Here is a 21,211-nt window from a genome sequence, read left to right on the forward strand (position 1 = left end):
ATGAAGACCGATACCCCCACCACGAGACTCGCCGGAACCGGCCTCCGCGTCGGCTACGACCAGCGGACCATCATCCACGAGCTGGACATCGCGATCCCCGACGACTCGTTCACGGTCATCGTCGGGCCGAACGCCTGCGGCAAGTCGACGCTCCTGCGTGCCCTCGCCCGGCTGCTGAAGCCGACGCAGGGACAGGTCGTGCTCGACGGTCAGGAGATCACGCGCTACCCGTCGAAGGAGGTCGCAAAGCGCATCGGGCTGCTGCCGCAGACGTCGATAGCGCCCGACGGCATCTCGGTGATCGACCTCGTGTCGCGTGGCCGATACCCGCACCAGTCGATCCTCCGACGCTGGTCGGCGGCCGATGAGGCGGCGGTGCTCGCGGCGATGGAGGCGACGAACGTCACGGAGCTGTCCGGTCGCCTCGTCGACGAACTGTCCGGTGGCCAGCGCCAGCGGGTGTGGGTGGCGATGGCCCTCGCTCAGGAGACGCCGTTGCTGCTGCTCGACGAGCCGACGACCTTCCTCGACATCACGCATCAGGTGGAGCTGCTCGACCTCTTCACCCGGCTCAACCAGGAGGGTGGCCGCACCCTCGTCGCGGTCCTGCACGACCTCAACCAGGCGGCGCGGTACGCGACGCACCTGATCGCGATGCGGGACGGACACGTGGTCGCGCAGGGTGCGCCGGCGGACATCGTGACGGCCGAGCTCGTCGAGGAGGTCTTCGGGCTCCGCTGCCGGATCATCGACGACCCCGAGTCGCACACGCCGCTCGTCATCCCGCTGATGGGCGCGCACTGACCCGTGTTTCTGGCCGGTGTCAGCGCGGTGCGCTGGCGTGAGCGCGGGCTTGCAGGCGTGGGCGCGCCCCGCTGACGTGAGCGCGGGCCTCCGGAGGGGTGCGCTCACGTCGGCGGGGCGCGCTCACGAGGTGGATGCGTGCCGGCGTCAGCAGCCGATGGCTGGTTTGCCGGGGCGGCAGGGTTTGTCGACGCCCACGGTCGAGTTCCGCACGATCTGCACCGCGTGGGGTTCTTCGGTCGGGATCGACAGGGTTCCGACGACAGGAAGCCACTCGCTGTCGCCGATGCGGTATTCGGCGGCGTACTCGACTTCGACGGTGATGGTCTTCGTCCCGACCGTCGTGTAGCGGTGGCTGGTCGGGGTCTTGGAGAACTCCGCGAGTCCGAGGGCAGCCCACGTGGATCCGCCGGTTCGGGTGGTGGTCGTGTCGCCGTCGCTGTAGTCGTAGGTGAAGCCGACGGGGATGAAGTTCACCTCTGCGACCTGGCCGAGGAGGGTGCCGGTGCGGGTGTGTCCGGAAGCAGCTGCGATGACGTTGGTGTGGAGCCCGCGGACGCCCCAGGCGGCGGGTTCGGTGGTGACGGTGGGTGCGGCGGGGGCGAAGCTGGCGACGTCGCGGATCGTCACGGGCTGCGCTACTGGTGCTGCTGCGAGGTCGGTGCCGAGGTCGCCGGGCGTGAAGGTGTAACACTCGTCCGGCCGCATGAGGCTGCAGACGGTCCGTTCACCGTTGGGCCCGTCGGTCACCCCGGGTGGCAACTCGGCCGAGCCGCCACCACCACTGCCTCCGCCCGTTCCGCCACCGGACCCACCGCCAGTGCCAGGGCGTTCGACGCTGCCGCCGATGTCGACCGAACCGTTACCGATGCAAGCGCCCGAAATTGCCCCGCCAGCATCGCAGCTGGCGGCGACGGCGGCGGACGCCAGCCCGACGCCGCCCACGAGCATGAACCCGATGGCCAGCGCAGCACCTACTCTCCGCATGAGGACCCCTCCTTGATGACTTCGTGCTTCGCCAGCACGTAGGGCCGTTGATCAGCAGCACCCGGAGCAATATGAACTGCCCAGGTGCGCTTGGCTGGGCGTTCAGGCTTGATGATCGACGCTCCTGCCCCATCCGTTGCTTGCAAGCCCGTCATGTCCACGCAGGCGGATCCGACGATCAGGACGCCCGCTGCGTCAGCTTTCGAGTACCAGTCGCTGATTGTGAACACCTCCAGCGAAGCCGCGCCGGAGAAGGTCCATCCGAGCTCCTGGAGCTTCGACAGGCTCTCGTTCTCGAACGTTCGGAGCTCTCCGGTTGTCACCTCATCGATGCGAGCAGGATCGACTCCGCCGTCTGCGACGACCCGGTTCCACACGCCCAAGTAGCTCTCGTAAGCCTCAGTGCCGGCCGCCAGCGCCTGTTCCTCGTTCTCGAAGACCGGCGGCGAACTCTTCGGAGGCGGCGCGGGTTCAGGTCCCGTGCACGCGGTGAGGGCGAGCAGTCCCGCCGTGAGAACGATCGTAGAGACAGAGCGAGAGCGCGAGGTCCGTGGCATCCCTCGACGCTAAGCGCACCCAGACTCCCGCTCAGGGTTATCCACAGAGCAGATATGCCTACACCGACATATGCCGCGCAAGTGGTCCGTGTGCCAGCGCGATGCGCTGACGCGAGCGCACCTCAGGGGACGTGAGCGCGGGTCTCCGGAGGGGTGCGCTCGCGTCAGTGACCCGCGCTCACGTCAGCGCACCGCGCTGGCCGAAGCACAAGCGTTACCGGGACGTGACTTGGGAAGCTTAGGCTTACCTCATACCCCACGTCTTCAACGGAAAGCAGAACATGCGCCGCATGACCCGCACCCTCACCGCCGTCGCCGCCCTCGCGGTCGCAGGCCTCGCCCTCGCCGGCTGCACCGCCGGGTCCTCCACCGACGACGCCTCCACCGGCACGCTCGGCACCGTCGACACGATGTTCGGCGAGGTGACCGTCCCGGAGCCCGCCGGCGACCTCACCGTCGTCGCCCTCGGCTGGTCCGACGCGGAGATGGCGCTCTCCCTCGGCGTCGTGCCCGTCGGTGTCTACGACTGGCAGTCCTTCGGCGCCGACAACAAGGCCGTCGGCCCATGGGCCACCGACCTGTTCGGCGACGTCACCCCCGAGATCATCGAGGACAGCGGCGACACGGTCAACTACGAGCAGATCCAGGCGCTCGAACCCGACCTCATCCTCAACACCCGGTCCGCCGGCGACGAGAAGCAGTACGAGCGGCTCTCGGAGATCGCCCCGACCGTCTTCGCACCCAAGGGGACCGCCGCGTTCGCAACCCCGTGGGACGTCCAGCTCGAGCAGGTCGCCGCCGCGCTCGGCAAGACCCAGGAGGGCGACGCACTCGTCTCCGCCACGAAGCAGTCGATCAACGAGGCCGCCGACCTCCACCAGGAGTTCGCCGGGCTCACCACCGTCGCCGCGACGAAGTTCGGCGACGCCTACGGCGCTTACCTCGAGGGCGACGGTCGCTTCGACATCCTCGCCGACCTCGGCTTCCAGCAGAACCCGGCCGTCCTCGACCTCGAGGCCTCCGGTTTCTACGCGGCGGTCTCCGCCGAGCAGGTGTCCGCGTTCGACGCCGACGTCGCCGTCCTCCTCCCGATCGGGTTCAGCGCAGCGGACACCACCGCCGACCCGCTGCTCGCGAGCCTCCCCGTGGTGCAGGACGGTCGCGCGATCGTCCTCGACCCCGCCGACGAGCTCACGCAGGCCTACAGCGCGGCGTCCGTGCTGAGCATCCCCGTCGTCCTCGAGCAGCTCGTCCCGAAGCTCGCCGAGGCCGCCGTCAAGGTCGCGAAGTAGGGTCCAGCCCACCAGCACCACAGCAGGAGATCCGCGCGAGAGCCGGACGGAATCGCGTCTTCCGTCCGGCTCTCGCGCTGTTCTCCGGCTCTCACGCTGAGCGCCCCGACGCTCAGGCCGGCCGGGACAGCTTCCGCAACCGCGCGAACCCCAACGCCGCGACGATCACGAGCACCCCGACGAGCAGGACGACGGCCGCACCCGGCGCCACCGGCGCCAGCGCGGTCAACCCACCACCGACGAGGATCGCCAGCAGGACGGCGTCCGACTGCCAGAGCAGGACGTTCAGCGAGGACGCATCGCCGAACGGTGTCGGGACGGGCATGAGCAGCAGGATCGGCAGTGGTCCCTTCGCCGCGTCGAACGTCCGGAGCACGATGATCCACACCGCGAGCAGCGGCCACCACCCGAGCGGCTGGAGGAGGGTCATCCCGCCCAGTGCCGCGGAGGCGAGCACCCCGAGCAGGGCGCCGATCCCTCCGATCACGACCGCGGCCAGCAGCGGGGCGACGGCTCCGGCGAGCACGAGCGAGCGGGGGCTCCGACCGTAGAGCGTGGGCGTCCCCGCGCTCTCGACCCCGTGTCGCACCGCGTCGCACCAGACACCCACCGCGAGGTAGGCGAGGAACGCCGCGGGGACGGCGAGCATCCACCGCACACCGTCCGGGAGCCCGAAGGAGAGACCGACCGACGCGCCGGACGCCGCCAGGACGACGGAACCGAGGGCGACCCGCCCGGGTGTCCGCCGAGCTCCGACGATCGACCGCCTGAGGACGACGAGCCAGAACGGCCCGGTCATCCGCAGCGGGACACGGCGACCGCTCGTCGGGGAGGCTCGCAGCCCGCCGACGGCACCCGAGGCGTCACCGCTCTGCAGCATCATCCCGACCCGCTGCCAGCGCAGCGCCTGGTCGAGGAGGGGTCCGCTCCGCAGTCCGTCCAGCGCCCTCGGGACGAGCAGGAGGGAGACAGCACCGAGCACGACGAGCGCGACAGCCGGCCACCACGACACCGGCACCCCCACCGACGCGAACCAGCCACCTCCACCACCCCAGGTGAAGAGCCGCGCCCAGTCCCCCGTCGCGAGTGCACCGCCGAGCACCATGGCCTCGATGCCACCGGCCACCGGCGACCAGAGGAGCCCCAGCCATCCCCACGGCGAAAGGAGCAGCATGCCCGGGACGAGGAGACCCAGCACCCCGCCTGCACCGGCGACGATGACGACAGCGGCGACCGTCCGTCGCGAACCGTGCTGACCGAGCAGCCACGCCACCGCCAGGAGCAGGGAGAAGCCCACGGCACCGATCACGAAGGCCACCACGGCGGCGGGCACGGTCGGTCCGGTCATGCCGATCACCGAGGCCGTGTCGGCGGCCACTCCCACCGAGACGGTCGCCCGCTCCCCCGGCACCAGGAGTCGCGACAAGCCGACCACCCCGGCCACGAGGACCGAGAGCCCCGCGAGTGCGAGCGCAGAGGTGACGAAGGGACGACGCAGCGTGAGTCGACGCGGCAGTGGCGACTCGGCGAGGAACTGCACCGCAGCAGGCCTCGGCACGACCGGTCCCCTCGTCCGGCCACCGAGCACGACGACGATCGTCGCGATCGCCGAGAGCAGCGCGACCGCGCCAGGCCGGACGGCCGCCACGACGCCCGCGGCATCCGGCTCGATCAGTCCGAGGACTGCGAACCGCACGAGCGGAGCACCCACGATGAGTGCGACGAGCAGCGCGGCATAGACGACGAACGCGACGTCGGCGACCCGCGGACGCCCGTCGCGCGCGGCGAGCACCGCCCGGCCGGCGCCGAGGATCCGACGGTCGTCGCGCGAGATGCGCCCGGTGCCGGTGCTCACGGGGCTTCGACCGTGATCGCCTCGTCCGCGACCCGTTCGACGAGACCGGCGTCGTGGCTCGCGAAGACGATCGCCGCCCCGCGCTCCTTCGCGAGCAGAATGCGGTCGGCGACGAGGCCACGCCGCTCGGCGTCGAGGCGCTGCTCCGGTTCGTCGAGCACGAGGACGTCGAAGGGCCGGACGAGCGCCGTCGCCAGGGCGAACAACTGCGACTGACCCGAGGACAGCTCGGTGGCGAAGCGGCGCGCGAGCGTGTCGATGCGCAGGGCCACGAGCAGCTCGTCGGCGGCGGCGTCCGCCGCCTGGCCGGTCACACCCCAGGTCGTCGAGATGTAGCGCAGGTGTTCGCGCAGCGTCAGGTCCGGCGCGTAGGCCGGGGTGCCGATGAGGGCTGAGACGGAGCGACGCACCGTGCGGTCGCGGTCGTCGATGGTCCGGCCGCCGATCGTCGCCGTCCCGCTCGACGGGCGCAGCCGTCCGCTGAGGATCCGCAGCAGGGTCGTCTTGCCCGATCCGTTCCGCCCCCGGACGGCGAGCGCCATCCCCCGCTCGACCCGGATGTCCGTGGGCGCCAGCAGGGTCTCCCCGTCGATCACCGCGCCGACGCCGTCCGCCTCGATCAGCGGCTGCATCGCGGCAACCGACTCCCCCTCGTGTCCCGACATCGTCCCATCCTCGCAGGCGTCCGCCGAGGTGTCCTCCACCGCACGGCGGATCGCGCGGTCGGGCGTGGGGCTCAGCACGCCGGTCGAGGGTGCAGAATGCAGAGCATGGGAATCGTCACCGGGCGCCGGAACGCGCGTCCGCCGAAGCAGCGCCGCGGTGGCGGACCACCCGAGGGCGACGCCTATGACGAGGTCGTGCGGGAGATCCGAGCCGGACGCCTCGACGTTGACACAGGCGCGGAACGACTGATCGAGCGGCTGACCGACGCGGAGCTCCTGGGGCTGCTCGACGGCGACTCCCCGCGCCGACTCCTCCCGCTGATCCCCGTGCTGCTCCACCGGCGTCCGTTCGTGGCCGGAGCCGTCCCCCGGCTCGGGATCCCGGGGGTCCGGTTCAGTGACGGCGCCCGCGGTGTCGTCATCGGCGAGTCCACCGCATTCCCCGTGACGATGGCGCGGGCGGCCACCTGGGACCCGGTGCTCGAGGAGCAGGTGGGTGAGGCGATCGGTGCGGAGACGCGGATCCGCGGGGCGAACTACTCGGCGTCCGTCTGCGTCAACCTGCTCCGCCATCCCGCGTGGGGGCGCGCACAGGAGTGCTACGGCGAGGATCCGGTGCTGACGGGCCGGATGGGATCGGCCATGACCCGCGGCGTCCGCGTCCACACGATGGCGTGCGTGAAGCACTTCGCGCTCAACTCCATGGAGGACGAGCGGTTCGAGGTCGACGTCTCGGTGGACGACCACGCACTGCACGAGGTCTACCTGCCGCACTTCAAGGCCGTGATCGACGCCGGCGCGGACTCGGTCATGAGCGCGTACAACCGGGTGCGGGGCGAGTACATGGACGTCAACCGTCCGCTGCTCACCGAGGTGCTGCGGGAGGAGTGGGGCTTCACGGGCTTCGTGACGAGCGACTGGGTCTTCGGGACCCATGACGCGGTCGGCAGCCTGGAAGCCGGGATGGACGTGGAGATGCCGCTCCGCCTGCGACGGGCGCACGAGTTGCCCGCCGCCCTGCGGGCCGGCACCCTCCCCCACGCCACCGTCCTGCGCTCGGCCCGGCGCATCCTGCGGACGACCCTCCTGCACGCCGCGACCCGCACCCAACCGCAACCCTCGGCGGACGTCGTCGCCGGCTCGGCCCACCGCGCGCTCGCCCGACACGTCGCCGAGGAGTCGATCGTGCTCCTCGCCAACCGCCCGGTCGACTACGGCGTACCGCTCCTCCCCCTGTCGGCGACGACCCGTCGGATCGCGGTGGTCGGCCGTCTCGCGGACCGGGCGAACCTCGGCGACCACGGCTCGTCGCGCGTCCGTCCGCCGACCACCGTCTCGCCGCTGCAAGGGCTCCGTGAGGCACTCCCCGACACGCAGATCACGACCACCCCGGCCGGGAACGTGCGGGCCGCGGTCGCTGCGGCGGTGGCAGCCGACACGGCCGTCGTCGTCGTCGGCTTCGATCAGCACGACGAGGGCGAGTCGGTCGTCACCGGCGGCGTCGACGTCGGCGTCCTCGGGGCGGCCCTGGACTCGGGTCGACTCCGTAGCGCCATCACGGGCGTCGCGCACCTCGCGTCGCGGTTCGTGCGCGGCGGCGATCGCACTTCGCTCCGTCTCCGGCCGTCGGACGAACGCCTCATCCTGGCCGTCGCCGCAGCCAACCCGCGAACGGTCGTCGTGCTCATCGGCGGGAGCGCGATCCTGACCGAGGCCTGGCGCGACCGGGTCCCGGCGCTCGTCCTCGCCTGGTACGGCGGGATGGAGGGTGGTCGAGCGCTCGCCGACGTCCTGACCGGTGTGGTCGAGCCCGGCGGGCGACTGCCGTTCGTGATCCCGACCGATCCCGCACACCTGCCGCCCTTCGACCGCGAGGCGAAGGCCGTCGTGTACGACGACCGCTGGGGACAGCGGCGGTTGGACGAGGAGGGTCACACGCCGGCTTTCCCGTTCGGCTTCGGCCTCGGGTACACGACGATCGACCACCGCCTGCTCGGGCACCGGTTCGACGACACCGGTGGGACCGCCGAGGTCTTTGTGACGAACACCGGTCACCGCGAGGGGTCGACCGTCGTCCAGCTCTACGCCGCCGACACCGCACGCGATCGACCGGTCGCCCAGCTCCTCGGGTTCCGGAAGGTGACCCTGCAGGCGGGCGAGGAACGCGTCGTCCGGGTCGTCCTCGATCCGACACCGACGCTCGAACGCGACCCGGTCACCCGCCGCTGGTCACCCCGCACCGGCGACTGGGCACTGCAGGCCGCCCAGCACAGCCCGTCGACCTGGGCGGACGCGACCCCGCTGCGGAACGGTGACAGCGACCTCGACGACGACCCCGCCCGACTGCCGGACACAGCCGGCTGACCCGACCCGATCAGCTCGGGCCGGCCGACTCGAGGCCGGCGAGACCCTCGACCCGCACGGCGAGCTCCTCATCCCGTCCGAGGACGGCGCGGAGGAGGCGCTGCGAGTCACGCCGGACGGAGAGCACCGCGTCGTCGCGTCGCAGCACGAGGGTGCCGTCCGGCCCGGTGTAGCGCTGCTGCAGGTCGTCCAGCTCACCGGCCCGGAGCAGCGCGACCGTGCTGGACGCCGCCGGGTCGACGAGACGCACGAGGGCCGACTCGCCCTCGAGCTCGCTCGCGACCACCCGCCGGGCGCTCGCGTCGAAAATCGTCTTCTGCGCCGCCCGGGTCACGACGAACGGTCGTGCCGGACCGTCGAGCAGCCGGTCGACGACGTCGCGGGCCGCGTCGGGGCGACCGACCCGTCGGGCCGCGGCCTGCATCCGCGCCAGACGACCCGGCTCGCCGAGGATCCCGTCGATCTTCCACCCGATCGTCGTCGCGGTGTTGCACCGGACGGCGGCACCCTGCTCCATGAGGTAGTCGCCGTTGCGGACCTCCTGCCCGGGGATGGGGTTCACGAGGACCATCGGCAGACCGGCGGCCATGCACTCCGACGCCGACAGTCCTCCGGGCTTGCCGATGAACAGGTCGGCTCGGCGCAGGAGCCGCGGCATCTCGTCGGTGAAGCCGAGCACGGTGTAGCGGTCGTCGCCGGGCGCGATGAGGTCCTCGACACTCCGCCGCAGTGCCTCGTTCCGCCCGCACACGATCGTCGCGGTGAACGGCGACCGCAGGTGCAGCGTCTGTCGGACGACCGCGAGCGCGTAGTCACCGCCGGACGCACCGGCCGAGATGAGCAACATGGGCGGTGCTGCCGGGTCGCGCTCGGCCGGGGTGCTCGGCTGGGCGGCGATGGGGATCCCCGAAGCCACGACGCGGTCGGGCGGGAGACCGAGGGCCGTCAGCTGGACCCGCCCCTCCTCCCGGGCGAGGAAGAGCGCGTGGAAGGCGCTCGTCAACCACAGCCCCTGGAAGTCGTAGTCCGTGGTGACGATCGCGGTCCTGGCGTCGACGGCGCCGCGGAGGATGAGGGAGGCCAGCAACTGGGCCGGGAGGAAGTGGGTGCAGATGATCGCCGTGGGTCTGAAGCGTTTGATCGCGCTGACCACCGGCATCGCGTTCGCCCGCGTCCAGGGGTCGAGCGGGCCGCGACGACGGAACGGTGCGTCGCTGAGGTCGTAGCCCCACTCCACGAGCCAGGGCGTCTCCTCGACGAGCACGAAGTACCCCTTGCCGAGGACGTCGCGGTACAGGGAGGTGCTCGCCTGCAGGACGTCCAGCACCTCGACCTCGGTGACGTCGGGACGCCCGGCACACGCCTGTTCCACCGCGGCGGCGGCGCTGTTGTGTCCGGACCCGACCCCGGCCGACAGGATCAGGACGCGTTCGCCGCCGTCCGGTCCGGGGTGCTGCTTCGATGTCCTGCGCATGAGCCGATGCTAGCGCGCGGCCTCCGGCGCCAGGGCTGCCTCGTACAGACTGATGAGGCGGGTGGTCTGCGTCGACTGGCGCAGGGTGCGGGCGAGGCCCGGTGCGACGACCGGTGCGGTTCCCGCCTCGATGTCGGCGACGGCGCGGCGGATCGCTTCGGCGAGCGCCTCGACCCCACCGTCCGTCGGCTGCCACATCGAGTCGGCCGGGAGCTCCGCCGCGATGTTCGGGTCGCTGATGATCGACGGTGTGCCGAGTGCGGCCGCCTCGAACACGGTCATGCCCTGCGTCTCGAACCCGATCGACGTCTGCACGAGGGCGTCGGCGTCGGCGATCGCGCGCAGCGAGTCGGGGTACGAGACACGACCGGCGAAGACGACGTGGTCGGCGAGGTCGTGTTGTGCGACGAACGCCTGGGCCTTCGCGAGCAGGAGTCCGGCCCCGTACAGGCGGAACACCGCGTCGACGTCCGCGAGCCGGACCGCCTCGAGGAACTCCATGAGCCGCTTCTCCTGGCTGAAGCGGCCGATCCACACGAACGACGGCAGCCGGTGCGGCACGTGGAGCGTGGTCGCGCGTTCGTCGAGGATCTCGTCGAGCACCGCGTCGTCGACGCCCGTCGACAGGACCTCGGCGTGGGCGGTCACGCCCTGCTCGCGGAGGACGCGCGCGAAGTGGTGCGACGGCGCGATGACGACGGCCGCACGCTTGGCGAACTCCTGCAGGTAGGACCAGACGCCGGTCGGCAAGGTCGAGAGCCGCGGCCGGAGGACCCGGCGCTGCCACCACGACAGGGCTCCGACGACGAGGCCCGGCGCCGGCATGGTCTGCTCGATACCGACGTCCATGCGGTTGTGCATCGTGTGGAGGGCCGGGATTCCGTGCCGTTCGGCGTAGCGGTAGGCCGTGAGCGCCTGCCAGAAGTCGGCCTGCACGTGGACGACGTCGACCGGGGGTAGCTCGGCCAGGCGTGCGTCGAGCCAGCGGTCGGTGAGCCGGCCGGGCACGGTCATCGAGTACTCGCGGTCGAGCGTGATGGGGATCGAGGGAGTGTCGAGATAGTGCGGGTCGTCGTCGTGCTCCTGGTGCATCCGCGGCGAGCACACCGTGACGGTGTGCCCTGCGGCCTCCAGGAAGCGCCGCTGCAGCCGGATCGAGACCTGGGCCCCGCCGGACGACTCGGGGTGCTGGTCGCTGAAGACGAGGATGTGCATGGTCACCAAGGCTACCCGTGGCACCGGGGTCGCAGGTGTCCGGCGCCGCGACTCAGGCTTCGTCGAGGACGGCGACGATCGACTCCTGCAGGTACCCGAGCCAGGCGTAGATCGCCATCATGAGCTGCGGATCCTGCTCGCCGTCCGAGCTCGTCGGAGACGGGTCGAACGGCTCCGCGTCGTCCTCCTCGATGCCGAGTCGAGCCGCGATGGTGAGCCGGGTGTCGTTGAGGAACCGCAGCCAGGTCCAGGCCGTCTCGCCCTCGAGGGTCACGGCTGCACCGTCCTCGTGCCCGGCAGGGACGTCCGTCGGCTGAGCCGCGTCGGACGCGTCGGCGGTGAGCGCCGCCAGGACGGTCCGCGCCGCGGTCACCTTGCCGCCGACGAGGTCGTCGGCGGTGAAGCGTCGGAACTCCGCGGCGGCCTCGGGGTCGTCGCGGTACCCCTCCGGCACCAGTCGCGCCATGGCGGGGTCGAGCTCCACGGCCGTCGCCAGCCCGGCGCGCGTCGCGTCCTCGAGCATGTCGACGAGCTGGCTCGCCAACTGTTCGAGGATCGAGGTCTCCTGCTCGTCGAGACGGAGCACGACGGGTCCGACGGGCGGACGGACGAAGGCGCTCATGCGTCGGCCTTCGCGAGCGAGGCCCAGAGCCCGTACCCGTGCATGGCCTCGACGTGGCGCTCCATCTCCTCGCGGTTGCCGGTCGCGACGACCGCACGGCCCTCGTGGTGCACGGCGAGCATGAGTCGCTCCGCCTCCTCGTGGGTGTAGCCGAAGTAGCTGCGGAACACGAGTGAGACGTAGGACATGAGGTTCACCGGGTCGTTCCACACGATGGTGACCCACGGTTGCATGGTGAGGGTCGCCTCGTCGACGATCGGCTGGTCGAGGATCTGCGCCATCCTCCAAGCCTCCCACGATGCGTGCCGCAGCGCCTCCCTGCCGGGGTCCGACTCAGGAAGCGGACGGTGCGCCGGCGCGCGGCTGGCGGAGCGGCAAGGTCACGGTGAAGGTGGAGCCGCGGCCCGGGCGGCTGGACACGGTGATCCAGCCATGATGCGCCTCGGTGATGGACTTCACGATCGACAGCCCGAGGCCGACGCCGGGCCGCGCGTCGTCGCGGACCTCCCTGGCCCGGAAGAAGCGGTCGAAGAGCTGCCGCTGGGCGTCCGGTGAGATGCCGATGCCGGTGTCCGCGACGTTCACGGTGCAGGTCTCACCGTCCACTGCGACGGTCACGACGACGCGCCCACCTCGCGGGGTGTACTTCACCGCGTTCGACAGCAGGTTGTCGAGGACCTGGCGGAGCCGTCCACCGTCGCCCTCCAGTTCCACGTGCGGCGGGACCTCGGCTCGGACGACGACACCGGTCTCCGACGCCTGCGGCAGGATCGCTCCCACGCTCTGCCGGGCGATGTCGGCGACGTCGGTGAGGGCGATCCGCACCCGCATCTCGGCGTCGCCCGCCGCGAGCAGGTCGCCGATGATCGCGTACAACTGCTCCGCGTTGCGCTGGATCGTCGAGACCTCGCGCTCGAGCCCGAGCTGCCGCAGGTCATGTCCCTCGGTGAGGAGGTCGAGGTAGCCGATGATCGACGTCAACGGGGTGCGGAGTTCGTGGGACACGTCGATGAGGAACGCTTCCCGCAGCGCCACCGCGTTCGCGAGGTCGGTCACGTCGTGACCGACGGTGATGGTGCCGACGAACGTGCCGTCGTCGGTGTGCACCTGTCGCGCGTTCCCGATGATGGCGCGCTGGTCGCCCGGCTCCCCCACCCAGTACAGATCGCCGCGGAAGCTCTCTCCGCGCAGCGCCCGGTTGATGACCTGCTCGTCGGGCCGCAGCCGGGTCTTCCGGTCCGGTCCGTAGACGTGGACGCCGGCGCGGGTCTTGGGGTCGAACCCCGCCAGTCGGGCCTGCTCGTACGTGGCCTCATTCCGGAGCGCCACCGTGCCGTCGGGCCGGAAGAAGGCGACGGCGGCGTCGACGGATTCCGAGACCGTCGTCGCGACGGCCGCCGCTTCCGTCGCCGCGGCGAGCGCGATGCGCGCACGTCCCTCGTGGGCGCGGAGCTGGCGCGCGGCCAAATGCACGGTGACGGTCATGATGAGGACCAGGGCCGGCAGGATGCAGATCGCACCCCACCCGCCAGGCGTCGTCGGCCACGCTCCGGCGCGCGCGACCGGCACCAGGGAGACGAAGATCGCTCCGAACACCGGCACGGGCAGTGCCGAGACCCCGAACCCACCCGCGAGCCAGAGCACCGGGATCACGATGAGGAGACCCGACGTCGGCAGGTTCGGCAGGGTGTCGCGGAAGAACCCGACGGCGAGGATGTCGATGGTCGGAACGAGCACGAGCAGGCCACGGAGCTTGCCTGACGGCGGCACGGCGAAGAGCAGGGACGTCGCCGCGGCCGTCAGGGACAGCCCGATGAGGAAGTCGGGCTCCAGCAGGGTCCACGTCGAGGTCAGGCCGATGTACAGCCCGAGCATGAGGATCGAGGCGATGAACGCGAACTGCGCACCGGCGAAGAGGTGGTTGGTCCGCGGCAGCGGTGCGGCTGCCGCGGCCGGGACTGCGATGCCGACGGTCGGTGGTGCGGGCCGTGGTGCGGCGGCAGGTCGAGCCGGGACGGGCCGGGCCGGGCCGGGCTGAACGGGACCCGACTGCGTGGAGGCTGGCCGAGCGCCGCCACGATCACGGAATCGTGGGTCCTGGGGCTGACGCTGGGCCATGGCTGCTCTCCGGAGGGGACGAGCGGTCACCGGGATCGGGTCGCTCACTCCCGAACCCTACCCGGTGAGCGCACCGCCTTCAGCAACTGTTGACAGCAGGCGGCTCAGGTCGGGAGGCGATCGGGCCGCTTGGGCGGGTACACCCAGGTGACCATCACCACCGAGATCATCATGAGGAGGAACCACGACACCAGCTTGGTGAGCGGGACGAGCTGCCAGCCGTCCTCCTGATTCGGGTACAGCCAGGCGCCCGTGATCGTCCCGATGTTCTCGGCGATCCAGATGAAGCAGGCCACGAGCAGGAACGCCACCAGGACGGGCATGCGGTGCGTCCGACGGAACACGCGGAAGTGCATCATCGTCCGTGCGAACACGAGGAGGACGGCCGCGAGCAGCACCCATCGCAGATCGACGATGAAGTGCTGGCTGAAGAAGTTCACGTAGATGCCGGCCGCGATGATCGTCGTGAGCCACACCCGTGGATAGCGGTCGAACCGGAGGTCGAAGAGCCGGTACACCCGGACCATGTACGACCCGACGGCCGCGTACATGAACCCGGTGTACAAGGGCACGGAGCCGAGGTGCAGGACCCCGCCGCCGTCGTACTCCCACGACCCCACCCCGGTCTTGAACAGCTCCATGCCCGTCCCGACGACGTGGAACAGGACGATCACCCAGAGCTCGCGGCCTGTCTCGAGCCTGGTGACGATCATGACCACCTGGATGACGATCGCAGCGATGACGAGCGCATCGTTCCGGGCGAGCCAGACGTCGTCCGGGTACCAGAGGCGGGCGGCGACGATGACCGCGAGCATCGCTGCGCCGAAGATGCACGCCCACGCCTGTTTCGCCCCGAAGACGAGGAACTCGACGGCCTTCGCCCGTGCACCGCCGTCGGGGGCGTCGCGCAGGAGCCGGTTGGCCCGGTCGTCGATCCAGCGCTCGACCGCGGTCAGTTCGTGCTGGTCCACCCGACGTCCGTCGCGACCCGCTCCGTCTGCGGGGGTGGGCGGCTCGGACATCGGGCCAGCATACGGGCACACGCCGCGCCGGACCTGAGGCGTCGGGACCGCCCCGACGTGGGCTTCGACGGGCAGCTCCTAGGGTGGATCCATGCCGCAGAACCGCACGATCCGGACCGCCGCCACGGCGTTGCTCGCCATGGCAGCCGTCCTCGGCCTCTCGGGCTGTGGCGACGTGAACGCGGCTTCCGCCGCCGGGCGGGACTTCGAGCACCTCCTGGACGGCGTCCCGGAGGTGGCCGATGTCGACACGACCGGGAGCAACACCCTGCCGTGGAGCGGCACGGCATCGGCCTCGGTGCTCATGGACGACGACGTCACCGACGATCGGCTGAGCGCGATCGTGGACCGCATCGGCGGGTTCCTGAACGAGCAGGCGAAACGGAGCGGCGGAGCGACGTGGGAGGGAGTCGACCTCACCGTCCGTGGGTTCACCCTGTCCGTCCTCGACCGACGAGCCGACAACGCGACCCAGCTGGAGCTGCTCGCCTCGCTCGAGGACGAGGGCGTGCCGGGCGGCGAGCTGCAGCTCTCCTCCGCTGGAACCGACGGTGCGCGTGCGTCGTCGCTCACTCTCGTGGCGCGTCCCGGAGAGGACTTCCTCGCCGCCTACGACCTGGCCAGGGCGACCGCCGACGCGACGCCCGCCTACGCCGCCGCGGTCGTCAGCGGTCGCAGCGACGACGGTGTCGACCCGGCCGAACCCGACGAGGACGATACCGACGATGCGGCCCCCGGCTTCCCCAACTGGGACGCGGGCGCGCGGTACTCCATCTCCTCAGGCGTCGACGACGACGCGACGGTCAGCGGCGACCCCGGGACGACCCGTGCCGCCTACCTGGCCGTCGCCGGACGGTTCGAGGTCATCGGCGCCGCGCTGACCCCGGCCACGATCGACCTCCGCGTCTCGAGCGTCGACGACGTGGCCGCCGCGACCGCGGTGGCGACGAGTGCGGTTCCGGCGGACGTCGCAGTGGAGGTCCAGGGCGGCATCGTCACCTGGGATGACGGCGTCCAGTCGGCGGACATGCTGCCGGTCGTCCAGGCGCTCGGCGCGGTGCCCGGCGTGACCGCGATCGCGGCGTCGAGTGACAGCGTCAGGCTCACCGTCGCGGGTCCGGGCGCCGGGCGCACCGCCCTCGATGTCCTCGACGCCCTGCCCGAGGCGTCAATCGTCGAGTCGCTCGGCATCGACGGCCCCGTCGTGAGCGGTTCCCCTGGAACGTTCTCCGTGCGTGGCGCTCGCGGGGACGCGACCGTGCTGTTCGGCCTGGTCGAGCGGTTGACCGCCATGGGCTCGCTGGCGTCCGTCGAGAGCAGTGTCGGTCGCCTGCACGTCGAATTCCACGCGGGCGACGACACGACGCTCGGGGCGGCGATCGGCCTGGTCAAGGCGAGCGTCGCTCCGGGAACGTGGACCAGCATCGAGGTCGAGGGTGAGCAGGGGACCTGGTGGTTCGACGCCGCGGACACCATCACCATCGACGCTTCCGAGTACGCCGACGAGTCCCCGGAGGAGACCGCGCTCCGCGAGCGCATCGAGCGCCTCTGGAACGCCGCCTGACGGTCACGACTCCTGCAACGCCCGCCCGGACCGTCGAGGACGCCGGTGTCCGAGCGGCCGGTGCCCACGGGACGGTCCAAGCAGCAGGAGTTACGGACGCGGCTCGACGGCGGCCCGGGGGCGCGAGACCGTCACCGTGAACTTCTGGTTGCGCGCGAACTGCGTCGTCGGACCGACGAGCCGCTCGAGGGCAGCCCGATAGCCGAGGTGGGAGTTCCACACGACGGCGAGCGTCCCGCCCGGCTGCAGGACGCGCGCGGCCTCGGCGAACAGGTCGTGGGCGACGCCCGTGTGGACGGTGGTCCCGCTGTGGAAGGGCGGGTTCAGGACGATGAGGTCGGCTGACGCGTCCGGCTGCATCGACAGGCCGTCGTCGCGGAGCACCGTGATGCGCTCGGCCAGCCTGCGGTCGGCGGCGTCGTTGGCGGCGATGGTCGCGGTGGTCGAGGCGACGGCTGCAGCGGACTGGTCGGTCGCGATGACCGCGAGCTCGGGCCGGGCGATGGCGAGCGACACCGCGAGGACGCCCGTGCCGCAGCCGAGGTCGATGGCCGTCCGGGCGTCGGGCGCGATCTCCGGCAGCGCCTCCAGCAGGAAGCGGGTGCCGATGTCGAGCTTCGTGCCGGCGAACGCTGCGCCGGCGGCGGCGATGGTCAGGCCGATGTCGGCATGGTGCTCGGTGCGCAGCGCGGTCGAGGCCGTGGTGTCGGCCTCGTCACGCGCTCCCTCGACGGCGGCGGTCACCGGATCGCTCGCACGGAGCACTCGGGACTTCTGCCGGGCGAGGCTCGCGGTGACGGTCGCGAAGCTCCGACCGAGGACCTCGTTCATCGCGGGCGTGAGGTGCTTCACCCGGCCACCGGCCAGGAGACGGACGTCGACGGCGCCCCAGCGGGCCACGGCGGCGGCGATCTCATGCAGGGCTTCGAGGTGCTTCGGGAGTTGGAGGAGGACGAGTGATGCGCCCGTGAACAGGTCCTCGCCGAGCGGCAGGTTACGGAAGCCACCGTCGACGCCGAGCCGTTCGGCGTTGGCCGCGAGGGCGCGTTCACCGACGGCGGCGTCCTGGTGGACCCGGACGTCGGTCGCCCCCAGGAGCGCGATGGCGCCGAGGGTCAGCGCCCCGTAGGCGTCGCCGACGACGACGATCTCGCCGGGCGTCGGTACCCGCCCGGCCAGGGCAGCGGCCGCTTCGTCGAGCAGAAGCCGGTCGGTCGCGTCGACGGCGAAGAGGTTTGGTGCCTCGTGATCGGGGAACCGGCGCAGCGCGTCGAAGGAGAACTCGGGCATCCCCTCAGCGTACCGGCGGGTCGTCCGCACGGGTTCGCGGGGTCAGGACGCGGGTACCGCCGCCACGGCGTCGATCTCGACGAGCGCTCCCGGACGTGCGGGCGCCACGGAGACGACCGTGACTGCGGTCCGGCGACCGCCCCAGACCGCCGCGGTCGCCGCGTAGCCGTCGGACGGATCGATCCCCGGCGTAAGGTAGATGGTGAGCTTCGCGACGTGCTCGGGCCCGGAACCGGCTTCGGCGAGCACGGTGAGGACGTTGCGGAGCGCCTGCTCCGTCTGCGGACCGAGGCCGTCGAGGAGTGCGCCCTCGGCGTCGACGCCGTTCTGCCCGCCGATGAACAGCGTCGGGCCGGCCGGGAGGATCATGCCCTGCGCGAAGGCGGGGCTCGTGTACATGGAGGGCGGATCGACGGCGATCGGCGGCGTGGACATGACTGCTTCCCTTCTGGAGCGGCGACACAGCCTGGACCGGCTGATGCAGCGATTCTGCTCCCGGGGACCGACACCGTCCAGTGGTCAGCCGCGTCGGTGTGCGCGTCGAGCCGGCTTCTCCGCCTTCACGGCTCGGAGGACGGCCGGGAAGACGAGGACACCGAGCCCGGCGGAGACGAGGAGGTTGACGACCGTGGCGATGGCGACACCCTGGCCGAAGGCGCGGACGGTCTCGAGGCCGCTGGCGTCCTCGGCGCGGACGGACGCGATCGCACCGAACACGATCACCAGGCTGATGACCGCGAAGACGAACTGCAGCGGGACGGTGGCCCACATGCCCCAGTGCGTGACGGCTCCTGCGCGACGCACGCCGTGACGCCGCAGGATCCGCAGGCTGAGGCCGATGCCGCCGAGGAAGGCGACGACCCCGAGCGCGACGTACCCCCACACCCAGGCGCCGAACGGCGGTGTCAGGAAGAGCAGGATGAAGCCGAACACCCGCGAGAAGCCGTCGACCCACTCGGCCTCGCCCGCACCGAGCAGGACGCCGACGAGGATGGGAGCGCCGATCACGACGAGCGTCAGTAGTGGAAGCACGCCCGCGATGACGCCGAAGTACATGAGCGGGTAGGCGGTCAGTCCGGTCAGCCGGGCGCCGCGCCGCCTCCGGGCCGTCGCGGGTGCGGTCTGCGCCGGGTCCGGCTTCGTCACCACGGGCTGCGCGCTCATGCCCCAACCCTACGCGGCGTGCAGACATACGACAGCGCACTCGTGGTCGTCATCCACGCGGGATGACGGCGACGAGTGCGCTGTCGTCGGCTACTCGGAGAGCGACGGCCGCCAGACGACGACCTCGGTCCGGCGGCGGGTGCGGGTACCGCTCCGCATCGGGACGACGCTCCCCTCCATGCCGGCGGCGAACACCCGGTTGCCCGGGGTTCGCAGCAGGGCGTTGGCGAGCGCGTGCTCGAGCTCCCGTACCCGGCCCTGGAGCGAGCTGACCTCGTTCTCCAGGGTCAGGATGCGGGAGATGCCCTCGAGGCTGACGCCCTCGGCACTGAGCCTGGACACCTCACGGAGCTGGGCGATGTCGCGCATCGAGTACCTGCGCGACTTCCCGGCGGTCCGCGTCGGCGACACGAGCCCGAGCCGGTCGTACTGCCGAAGCGTCTGCGGGTGCATGCCGGCGAGCTCGGCAGCCATCGCGATCGCGAAGACCGGCGAATGCTCGTCCATGCTCCCTGCCCTTCCGTGTGCTGCTGGCTACTAGCCCCGAGCCCTGGCGATGAGCTCGTCGCGGGGGTTGTCCTTCGGCTCCAGCTCGTGGAACCGTTCGAGTGCTTCCTTGGCCTCGCCGCCGAGATGCGCCGGGACGACGATCTGCACGACGGCCAAAAGGTCGCCGGTGCCCTTCGTCGTCGCGACACCACGGCCCTTGACGCGGAGGACGCGGCCGCTCGGCGTACCGGGGGCGACGCGCAGCTTGACGGGGTCGCCGCCGAGCGTCGGGACCTCGATCGTCGCGCCGAGCGCGGCCTCCACGAAGGTGACCGGCACGGTGACGCGGAGGTTCAGGCCGTCGCGTTCGAACACGGGATGCTTGCGGACACTCACGGTGACCACGATATCGCCGGGTTCGCCGCCGTCCGGACTCGGCTGCCCCTTGCCGCGCAGGCGGATCTTCTGTCCATCCGACACACCCGCCGGGATCTTCACCTTGATGGTGCGTCCCTCGGAGGTCTGCAGGGAGATGGTGTCTCCCTGCGTGGCCGTGATGAAGTCGATCGTCGTGTGCGCGGTGATGTCGCGGCCCGGCGTGGGTCCGCCGTAGCCGCGGAAGCCACCGGAGGTCTGGCCGAAGCCACCCTGGCCGAACATGCCGCCGAGGATGTCCTCGTACCCGGGAGGCGCCTGCTGGTAGCTGTAGCTCTGGCGACCGCCACCACCACCGCCCCCACCGAACATCGTCCCGAAGACGTCCTCGAAGCCGCCCTGGCCGCCGCCGGCACCCGGGGCGGTGAAGCGTGCTCCACCGCCCATGGCACGAACGGCGTCGTACTCCTTGCGCTGCTCGGGGTCGCCGAGGACCGAGTGGGCCTCGCTGATCTCCTTGAACTTCGCCTCGGCCTTCGCATCACCCGGGTTGGAGTCCGGGTGGTACTGCCGGGCGAGCTTCCGGTAGACCTTCTTCAGTTCCGCCGGCGTCACGTCCTTCTTGACGCCGAGGACCTTGTAGAAGTCCTTGTCGAACCAGTCCTGACTCGCCATGGCTAGCTCGCCGGGACCGCGACGACCACCTTCGCGGCGCGCAGCAGGGTGGAGCCCAGGTGGTACCCGGTCTCCACGACGTCGAGGACGGTCTCGCCCTCGGCGCCCGGCGTGGGCTGCTGGAAGATGGCCTCGTGCACGTTGGGGTCGAAGGTCTCGCCGACCGCCCCGAACGGCTTCAGCCCGAGCTTCTCGGCAGCGCCGCGGAGCTTGGCCGCGATCTGCGTGAAGGGGGCGTCGCCCTCGAGGTCGCCGTGCTTGTCAGCGCGGTCGAGGTCGTCGAGCACCGGGAGCAGGACCTTGGCGACCTCGCCGGTGGTGCGCTCGCGCTCCACCTCGCGGCCGGCCTCGGTGCGCTTCCGGTAGTTCGCGTACTCGGCCGTGACGCGCTGCAGGTCGCCGAGGCGTTCTGCAGCGAGCTGCTCGGCCGGGGAGAGGTCGCCGCCCTGCACGGGCTCCTCGGGAGCCGCGTTGAGGATGTCCTCGACGGTCAGCTCGTCGTCGGCGGCCGGTGCGTCGGCGTCGGCGGATTCGGCAGGTGCGCCCGAGGGGGCCGACGCGTCGGCGTCAGCCCCCTCGGTGCCAGGCTGACGAACCTCGCCGGTCTCCGGGTCGATCCGCCGCTTGTCGCGGATGATGGGATCGTCCTGGTTCTGGTTCTGGTTCTCGTCAGTCATGG

The 21,211-nt window shown here is 71.3% G+C and carries 20 protein-coding genes; 4 read left to right on the top strand and 16 right to left on the bottom strand.

Annotated features, from left to right (window positions below):
* Complete coding sequence (locus ACQ3HE_RS08050) at positions 1–804, top strand: ABC transporter ATP-binding protein (protein WP_138946288.1); 804 nt, start codon at positions 1–3, stop codon at positions 802–804.
* 147 nt (positions 805–951) lie between these two features.
* Here the strand turns inward: ACQ3HE_RS08050 and ACQ3HE_RS08055 are convergent, their stop codons facing one another.
* Together ACQ3HE_RS08055 and ACQ3HE_RS08060 are read right to left on the bottom strand one after the other, a co-directional pair.
* Positions 952–1,791 (bottom strand): hypothetical protein, encoded by an 840-nt coding sequence (locus ACQ3HE_RS08055; RefSeq protein WP_430892103.1) that lies wholly within the window; start codon positions 1,789–1,791, stop codon positions 952–954.
* Positions 1,779–2,348 (bottom strand): hypothetical protein, encoded by a 570-nt coding sequence (locus ACQ3HE_RS08060; RefSeq protein ID WP_430892105.1) that lies wholly within the window; start codon positions 2,346–2,348, stop codon positions 1,779–1,781. Before ACQ3HE_RS08060 ends, ACQ3HE_RS08055 begins: the two co-directional genes overlap by 13 nt.
* A gap of 290 nt (positions 2,349–2,638) precedes the next feature.
* Between ACQ3HE_RS08060 and ACQ3HE_RS08065 the strand changes: the two genes are divergently transcribed.
* The gene (locus ACQ3HE_RS08065) at positions 2,639–3,640 is read left to right on the top strand and encodes an ABC transporter substrate-binding protein (protein ID WP_430892106.1); all 1,002 of its coding nucleotides are present in this window, start codon (positions 2,639–2,641) and stop codon (positions 3,638–3,640) included.
* A 112-nt stretch (positions 3,641–3,752) separates the two neighbouring features.
* On the opposite strand, the gene ACQ3HE_RS08070 is transcribed toward ACQ3HE_RS08065, so the two are convergent.
* Positions 3,753–5,495 (bottom strand): hypothetical protein, encoded by a 1,743-nt coding sequence (locus ACQ3HE_RS08070; protein ID WP_430892108.1) that lies wholly within the window; start codon positions 5,493–5,495, stop codon positions 3,753–3,755.
* Positions 5,492–6,160, bottom strand: coding sequence for an ABC transporter ATP-binding protein (locus ACQ3HE_RS08075; protein ID WP_244175396.1), 669 nt, complete (start codon positions 6,158–6,160; stop codon positions 5,492–5,494). Before ACQ3HE_RS08075 ends, ACQ3HE_RS08070 begins: the two co-directional genes overlap by 4 nt.
* Before the next feature lie 105 nt (positions 6,161–6,265).
* Between ACQ3HE_RS08075 and ACQ3HE_RS08080 the strand changes: the two genes are divergently transcribed.
* Complete coding sequence (locus ACQ3HE_RS08080; protein WP_430892109.1) at positions 6,266–8,524, top strand: beta-glucosidase family protein; 2,259 nt, start codon at positions 6,266–6,268, stop codon at positions 8,522–8,524.
* A 10-nt stretch (positions 8,525–8,534) separates the two neighbouring features.
* Here the strand turns inward: ACQ3HE_RS08080 and ACQ3HE_RS08085 are convergent, their stop codons facing one another.
* From ACQ3HE_RS08085 to ACQ3HE_RS08110, 6 genes are read right to left on the bottom strand one after another with little or no spacing between them, the layout of a single operon-like run.
* On the bottom strand, positions 8,535–9,998 hold the full coding sequence (locus tag ACQ3HE_RS08085; RefSeq protein WP_430892111.1) for an MGDG synthase family glycosyltransferase: 1,464 nt from the start codon (positions 9,996–9,998) through the stop codon (positions 8,535–8,537).
* 9 nt (positions 9,999–10,007) lie between these two features.
* The gene (locus tag ACQ3HE_RS08090; RefSeq protein ID WP_137242401.1) at positions 10,008–11,213 is read right to left on the bottom strand and encodes a glycosyltransferase; all 1,206 of its coding nucleotides are present in this window, start codon (positions 11,211–11,213) and stop codon (positions 10,008–10,010) included.
* 52 nt (positions 11,214–11,265) lie between these two features.
* Positions 11,266–11,835, bottom strand: a complete 570-nt coding sequence (locus ACQ3HE_RS08095; protein ID WP_430892113.1) for a DUF2017 family protein — start codon at positions 11,833–11,835, stop codon at positions 11,266–11,268.
* Positions 11,832–12,116: an ATP-dependent Clp protease adapter ClpS gene (clpS, locus tag ACQ3HE_RS08100; protein WP_056009029.1), complete on the bottom strand. Its 285-nt coding sequence runs from the start codon at positions 12,114–12,116 to the stop codon at positions 11,832–11,834. The genes ACQ3HE_RS08095 and clpS overlap by 4 nt, the downstream gene beginning before the upstream one ends.
* Before the next feature lie 52 nt (positions 12,117–12,168).
* A complete protein-coding gene (locus ACQ3HE_RS08105; RefSeq protein WP_430892115.1) occupies positions 12,169–14,001 on the bottom strand; it encodes a sensor histidine kinase in 1,833 nt (610 codons plus the stop codon).
* 56 nt (positions 14,002–14,057) lie between these two features.
* On the bottom strand, positions 14,058–14,975 hold the full coding sequence (locus ACQ3HE_RS08110) for a DUF817 domain-containing protein (RefSeq protein WP_159877523.1): 918 nt from the start codon (positions 14,973–14,975) through the stop codon (positions 14,058–14,060).
* 91 nt (positions 14,976–15,066) lie between these two features.
* Between ACQ3HE_RS08110 and ACQ3HE_RS08115 the strand changes: the two genes are divergently transcribed.
* Complete coding sequence (locus tag ACQ3HE_RS08115) at positions 15,067–16,539, top strand: hypothetical protein (protein WP_430892117.1); 1,473 nt, start codon at positions 15,067–15,069, stop codon at positions 16,537–16,539.
* A 90-nt stretch (positions 16,540–16,629) separates the two neighbouring features.
* On the opposite strand, the gene ACQ3HE_RS08120 is transcribed toward ACQ3HE_RS08115, so the two are convergent.
* The 6 genes from ACQ3HE_RS08120 to ACQ3HE_RS08145 all read right to left on the bottom strand — a co-directional run bounded on the left by ACQ3HE_RS08120 (position 16,630) and on the right by ACQ3HE_RS08145 (position 21,209).
* Positions 16,630–17,829, bottom strand: coding sequence for a class I SAM-dependent methyltransferase (locus tag ACQ3HE_RS08120; RefSeq protein ID WP_430892119.1), 1,200 nt, complete (start codon positions 17,827–17,829; stop codon positions 16,630–16,632).
* Positions 17,830–17,871: 42 nt separating this feature from the next.
* Positions 17,872–18,264: a RidA family protein gene (locus tag ACQ3HE_RS08125; RefSeq protein ID WP_430892121.1), complete on the bottom strand. Its 393-nt coding sequence runs from the start codon at positions 18,262–18,264 to the stop codon at positions 17,872–17,874.
* A gap of 84 nt (positions 18,265–18,348) precedes the next feature.
* Complete coding sequence (locus ACQ3HE_RS08130) at positions 18,349–18,993, bottom strand: hypothetical protein (protein ID WP_430892123.1); 645 nt, start codon at positions 18,991–18,993, stop codon at positions 18,349–18,351.
* Positions 18,994–19,083: 90 nt separating this feature from the next.
* The gene (locus tag ACQ3HE_RS08135) at positions 19,084–19,500 is read right to left on the bottom strand and encodes a heat shock protein transcriptional repressor HspR (protein ID WP_064297156.1); all 417 of its coding nucleotides are present in this window, start codon (positions 19,498–19,500) and stop codon (positions 19,084–19,086) included.
* 30 nt (positions 19,501–19,530) lie between these two features.
* Positions 19,531–20,532, bottom strand: coding sequence for a DnaJ C-terminal domain-containing protein (locus ACQ3HE_RS08140; protein WP_079704948.1), 1,002 nt, complete (start codon positions 20,530–20,532; stop codon positions 19,531–19,533).
* Positions 20,533–20,534: 2 nt separating this feature from the next.
* The gene (locus ACQ3HE_RS08145; protein WP_079704947.1) at positions 20,535–21,209 is read right to left on the bottom strand and encodes a nucleotide exchange factor GrpE; all 675 of its coding nucleotides are present in this window, start codon (positions 21,207–21,209) and stop codon (positions 20,535–20,537) included.
* Positions 21,210–21,211: the final 2 nt, after the last annotated feature.

Origin of the sequence: Plantibacter auratus (assembly GCF_050587365.1) — a bacterium.
GTDB lineage: Bacteria > Actinomycetota > Actinomycetes > Actinomycetales > Microbacteriaceae > Plantibacter > Plantibacter auratus.

Excerpts from the sequence above, each read along its gene's own strand:
- ACQ3HE_RS08080 (WP_430892109.1), top strand. The coding sequence starts at position 6,266 with ATGGGAATCGTCACCGGGCGCCGGAACGCGCGTCCGCCGAAGCAGCGC.
- ACQ3HE_RS08125 (WP_430892121.1), bottom strand. The coding sequence starts at position 18,264 with ATGTCCACGCCGCCGATCGCCGTCGATCCGCCCTCCATGTACACGAGC.
- ACQ3HE_RS08095 (WP_430892113.1), bottom strand. The coding sequence starts at position 11,835 with ATGAGCGCCTTCGTCCGTCCGCCCGTCGGACCCGTCGTGCTCCGTCTC.
- ACQ3HE_RS08140 (WP_079704948.1), bottom strand. The coding sequence starts at position 20,532 with ATGGCGAGTCAGGACTGGTTCGACAAGGACTTCTACAAGGTCCTCGGC.
- ACQ3HE_RS08110 (WP_159877523.1), bottom strand. The coding sequence starts at position 14,975 with ATGTCCGAGCCGCCCACCCCCGCAGACGGAGCGGGTCGCGACGGACGT.
- ACQ3HE_RS08135 (WP_064297156.1), bottom strand. The coding sequence starts at position 19,500 with ATGGACGAGCATTCGCCGGTCTTCGCGATCGCGATGGCTGCCGAGCTC.
- ACQ3HE_RS08075 (WP_244175396.1), bottom strand. The coding sequence starts at position 6,160 with ATGTCGGGACACGAGGGGGAGTCGGTTGCCGCGATGCAGCCGCTGATC.
- ACQ3HE_RS08115 (WP_430892117.1), top strand. The coding sequence starts at position 15,067 with ATGCCGCAGAACCGCACGATCCGGACCGCCGCCACGGCGTTGCTCGCC.
- ACQ3HE_RS08145 (WP_079704947.1), bottom strand. The coding sequence starts at position 21,209 with ATGACTGACGAGAACCAGAACCAGAACCAGGACGATCCCATCATCCGC.
- ACQ3HE_RS08085 (WP_430892111.1), bottom strand. The coding sequence starts at position 9,998 with ATGCGCAGGACATCGAAGCAGCACCCCGGACCGGACGGCGGCGAACGC.
- ACQ3HE_RS08130 (WP_430892123.1), bottom strand. The coding sequence starts at position 18,993 with ATGAGCGCGCAGCCCGTGGTGACGAAGCCGGACCCGGCGCAGACCGCA.
- ACQ3HE_RS08090 (WP_137242401.1), bottom strand. The coding sequence starts at position 11,213 with ATGCACATCCTCGTCTTCAGCGACCAGCACCCCGAGTCGTCCGGCGGG.
- clpS (WP_056009029.1), bottom strand. The coding sequence starts at position 12,116 with ATGGCGCAGATCCTCGACCAGCCGATCGTCGACGAGGCGACCCTCACC.
- ACQ3HE_RS08065 (WP_430892106.1), top strand. The coding sequence starts at position 2,639 with ATGACCCGCACCCTCACCGCCGTCGCCGCCCTCGCGGTCGCAGGCCTC.
- ACQ3HE_RS08050 (WP_138946288.1), top strand. The coding sequence starts at position 1 with ATGAAGACCGATACCCCCACCACGAGACTCGCCGGAACCGGCCTCCGC.
- ACQ3HE_RS08120 (WP_430892119.1), bottom strand. The coding sequence starts at position 17,829 with ATGCCCGAGTTCTCCTTCGACGCGCTGCGCCGGTTCCCCGATCACGAG.
- ACQ3HE_RS08060 (WP_430892105.1), bottom strand. The coding sequence starts at position 2,348 with ATGCCACGGACCTCGCGCTCTCGCTCTGTCTCTACGATCGTTCTCACG.
- ACQ3HE_RS08055 (WP_430892103.1), bottom strand. The coding sequence starts at position 1,791 with ATGCGGAGAGTAGGTGCTGCGCTGGCCATCGGGTTCATGCTCGTGGGC.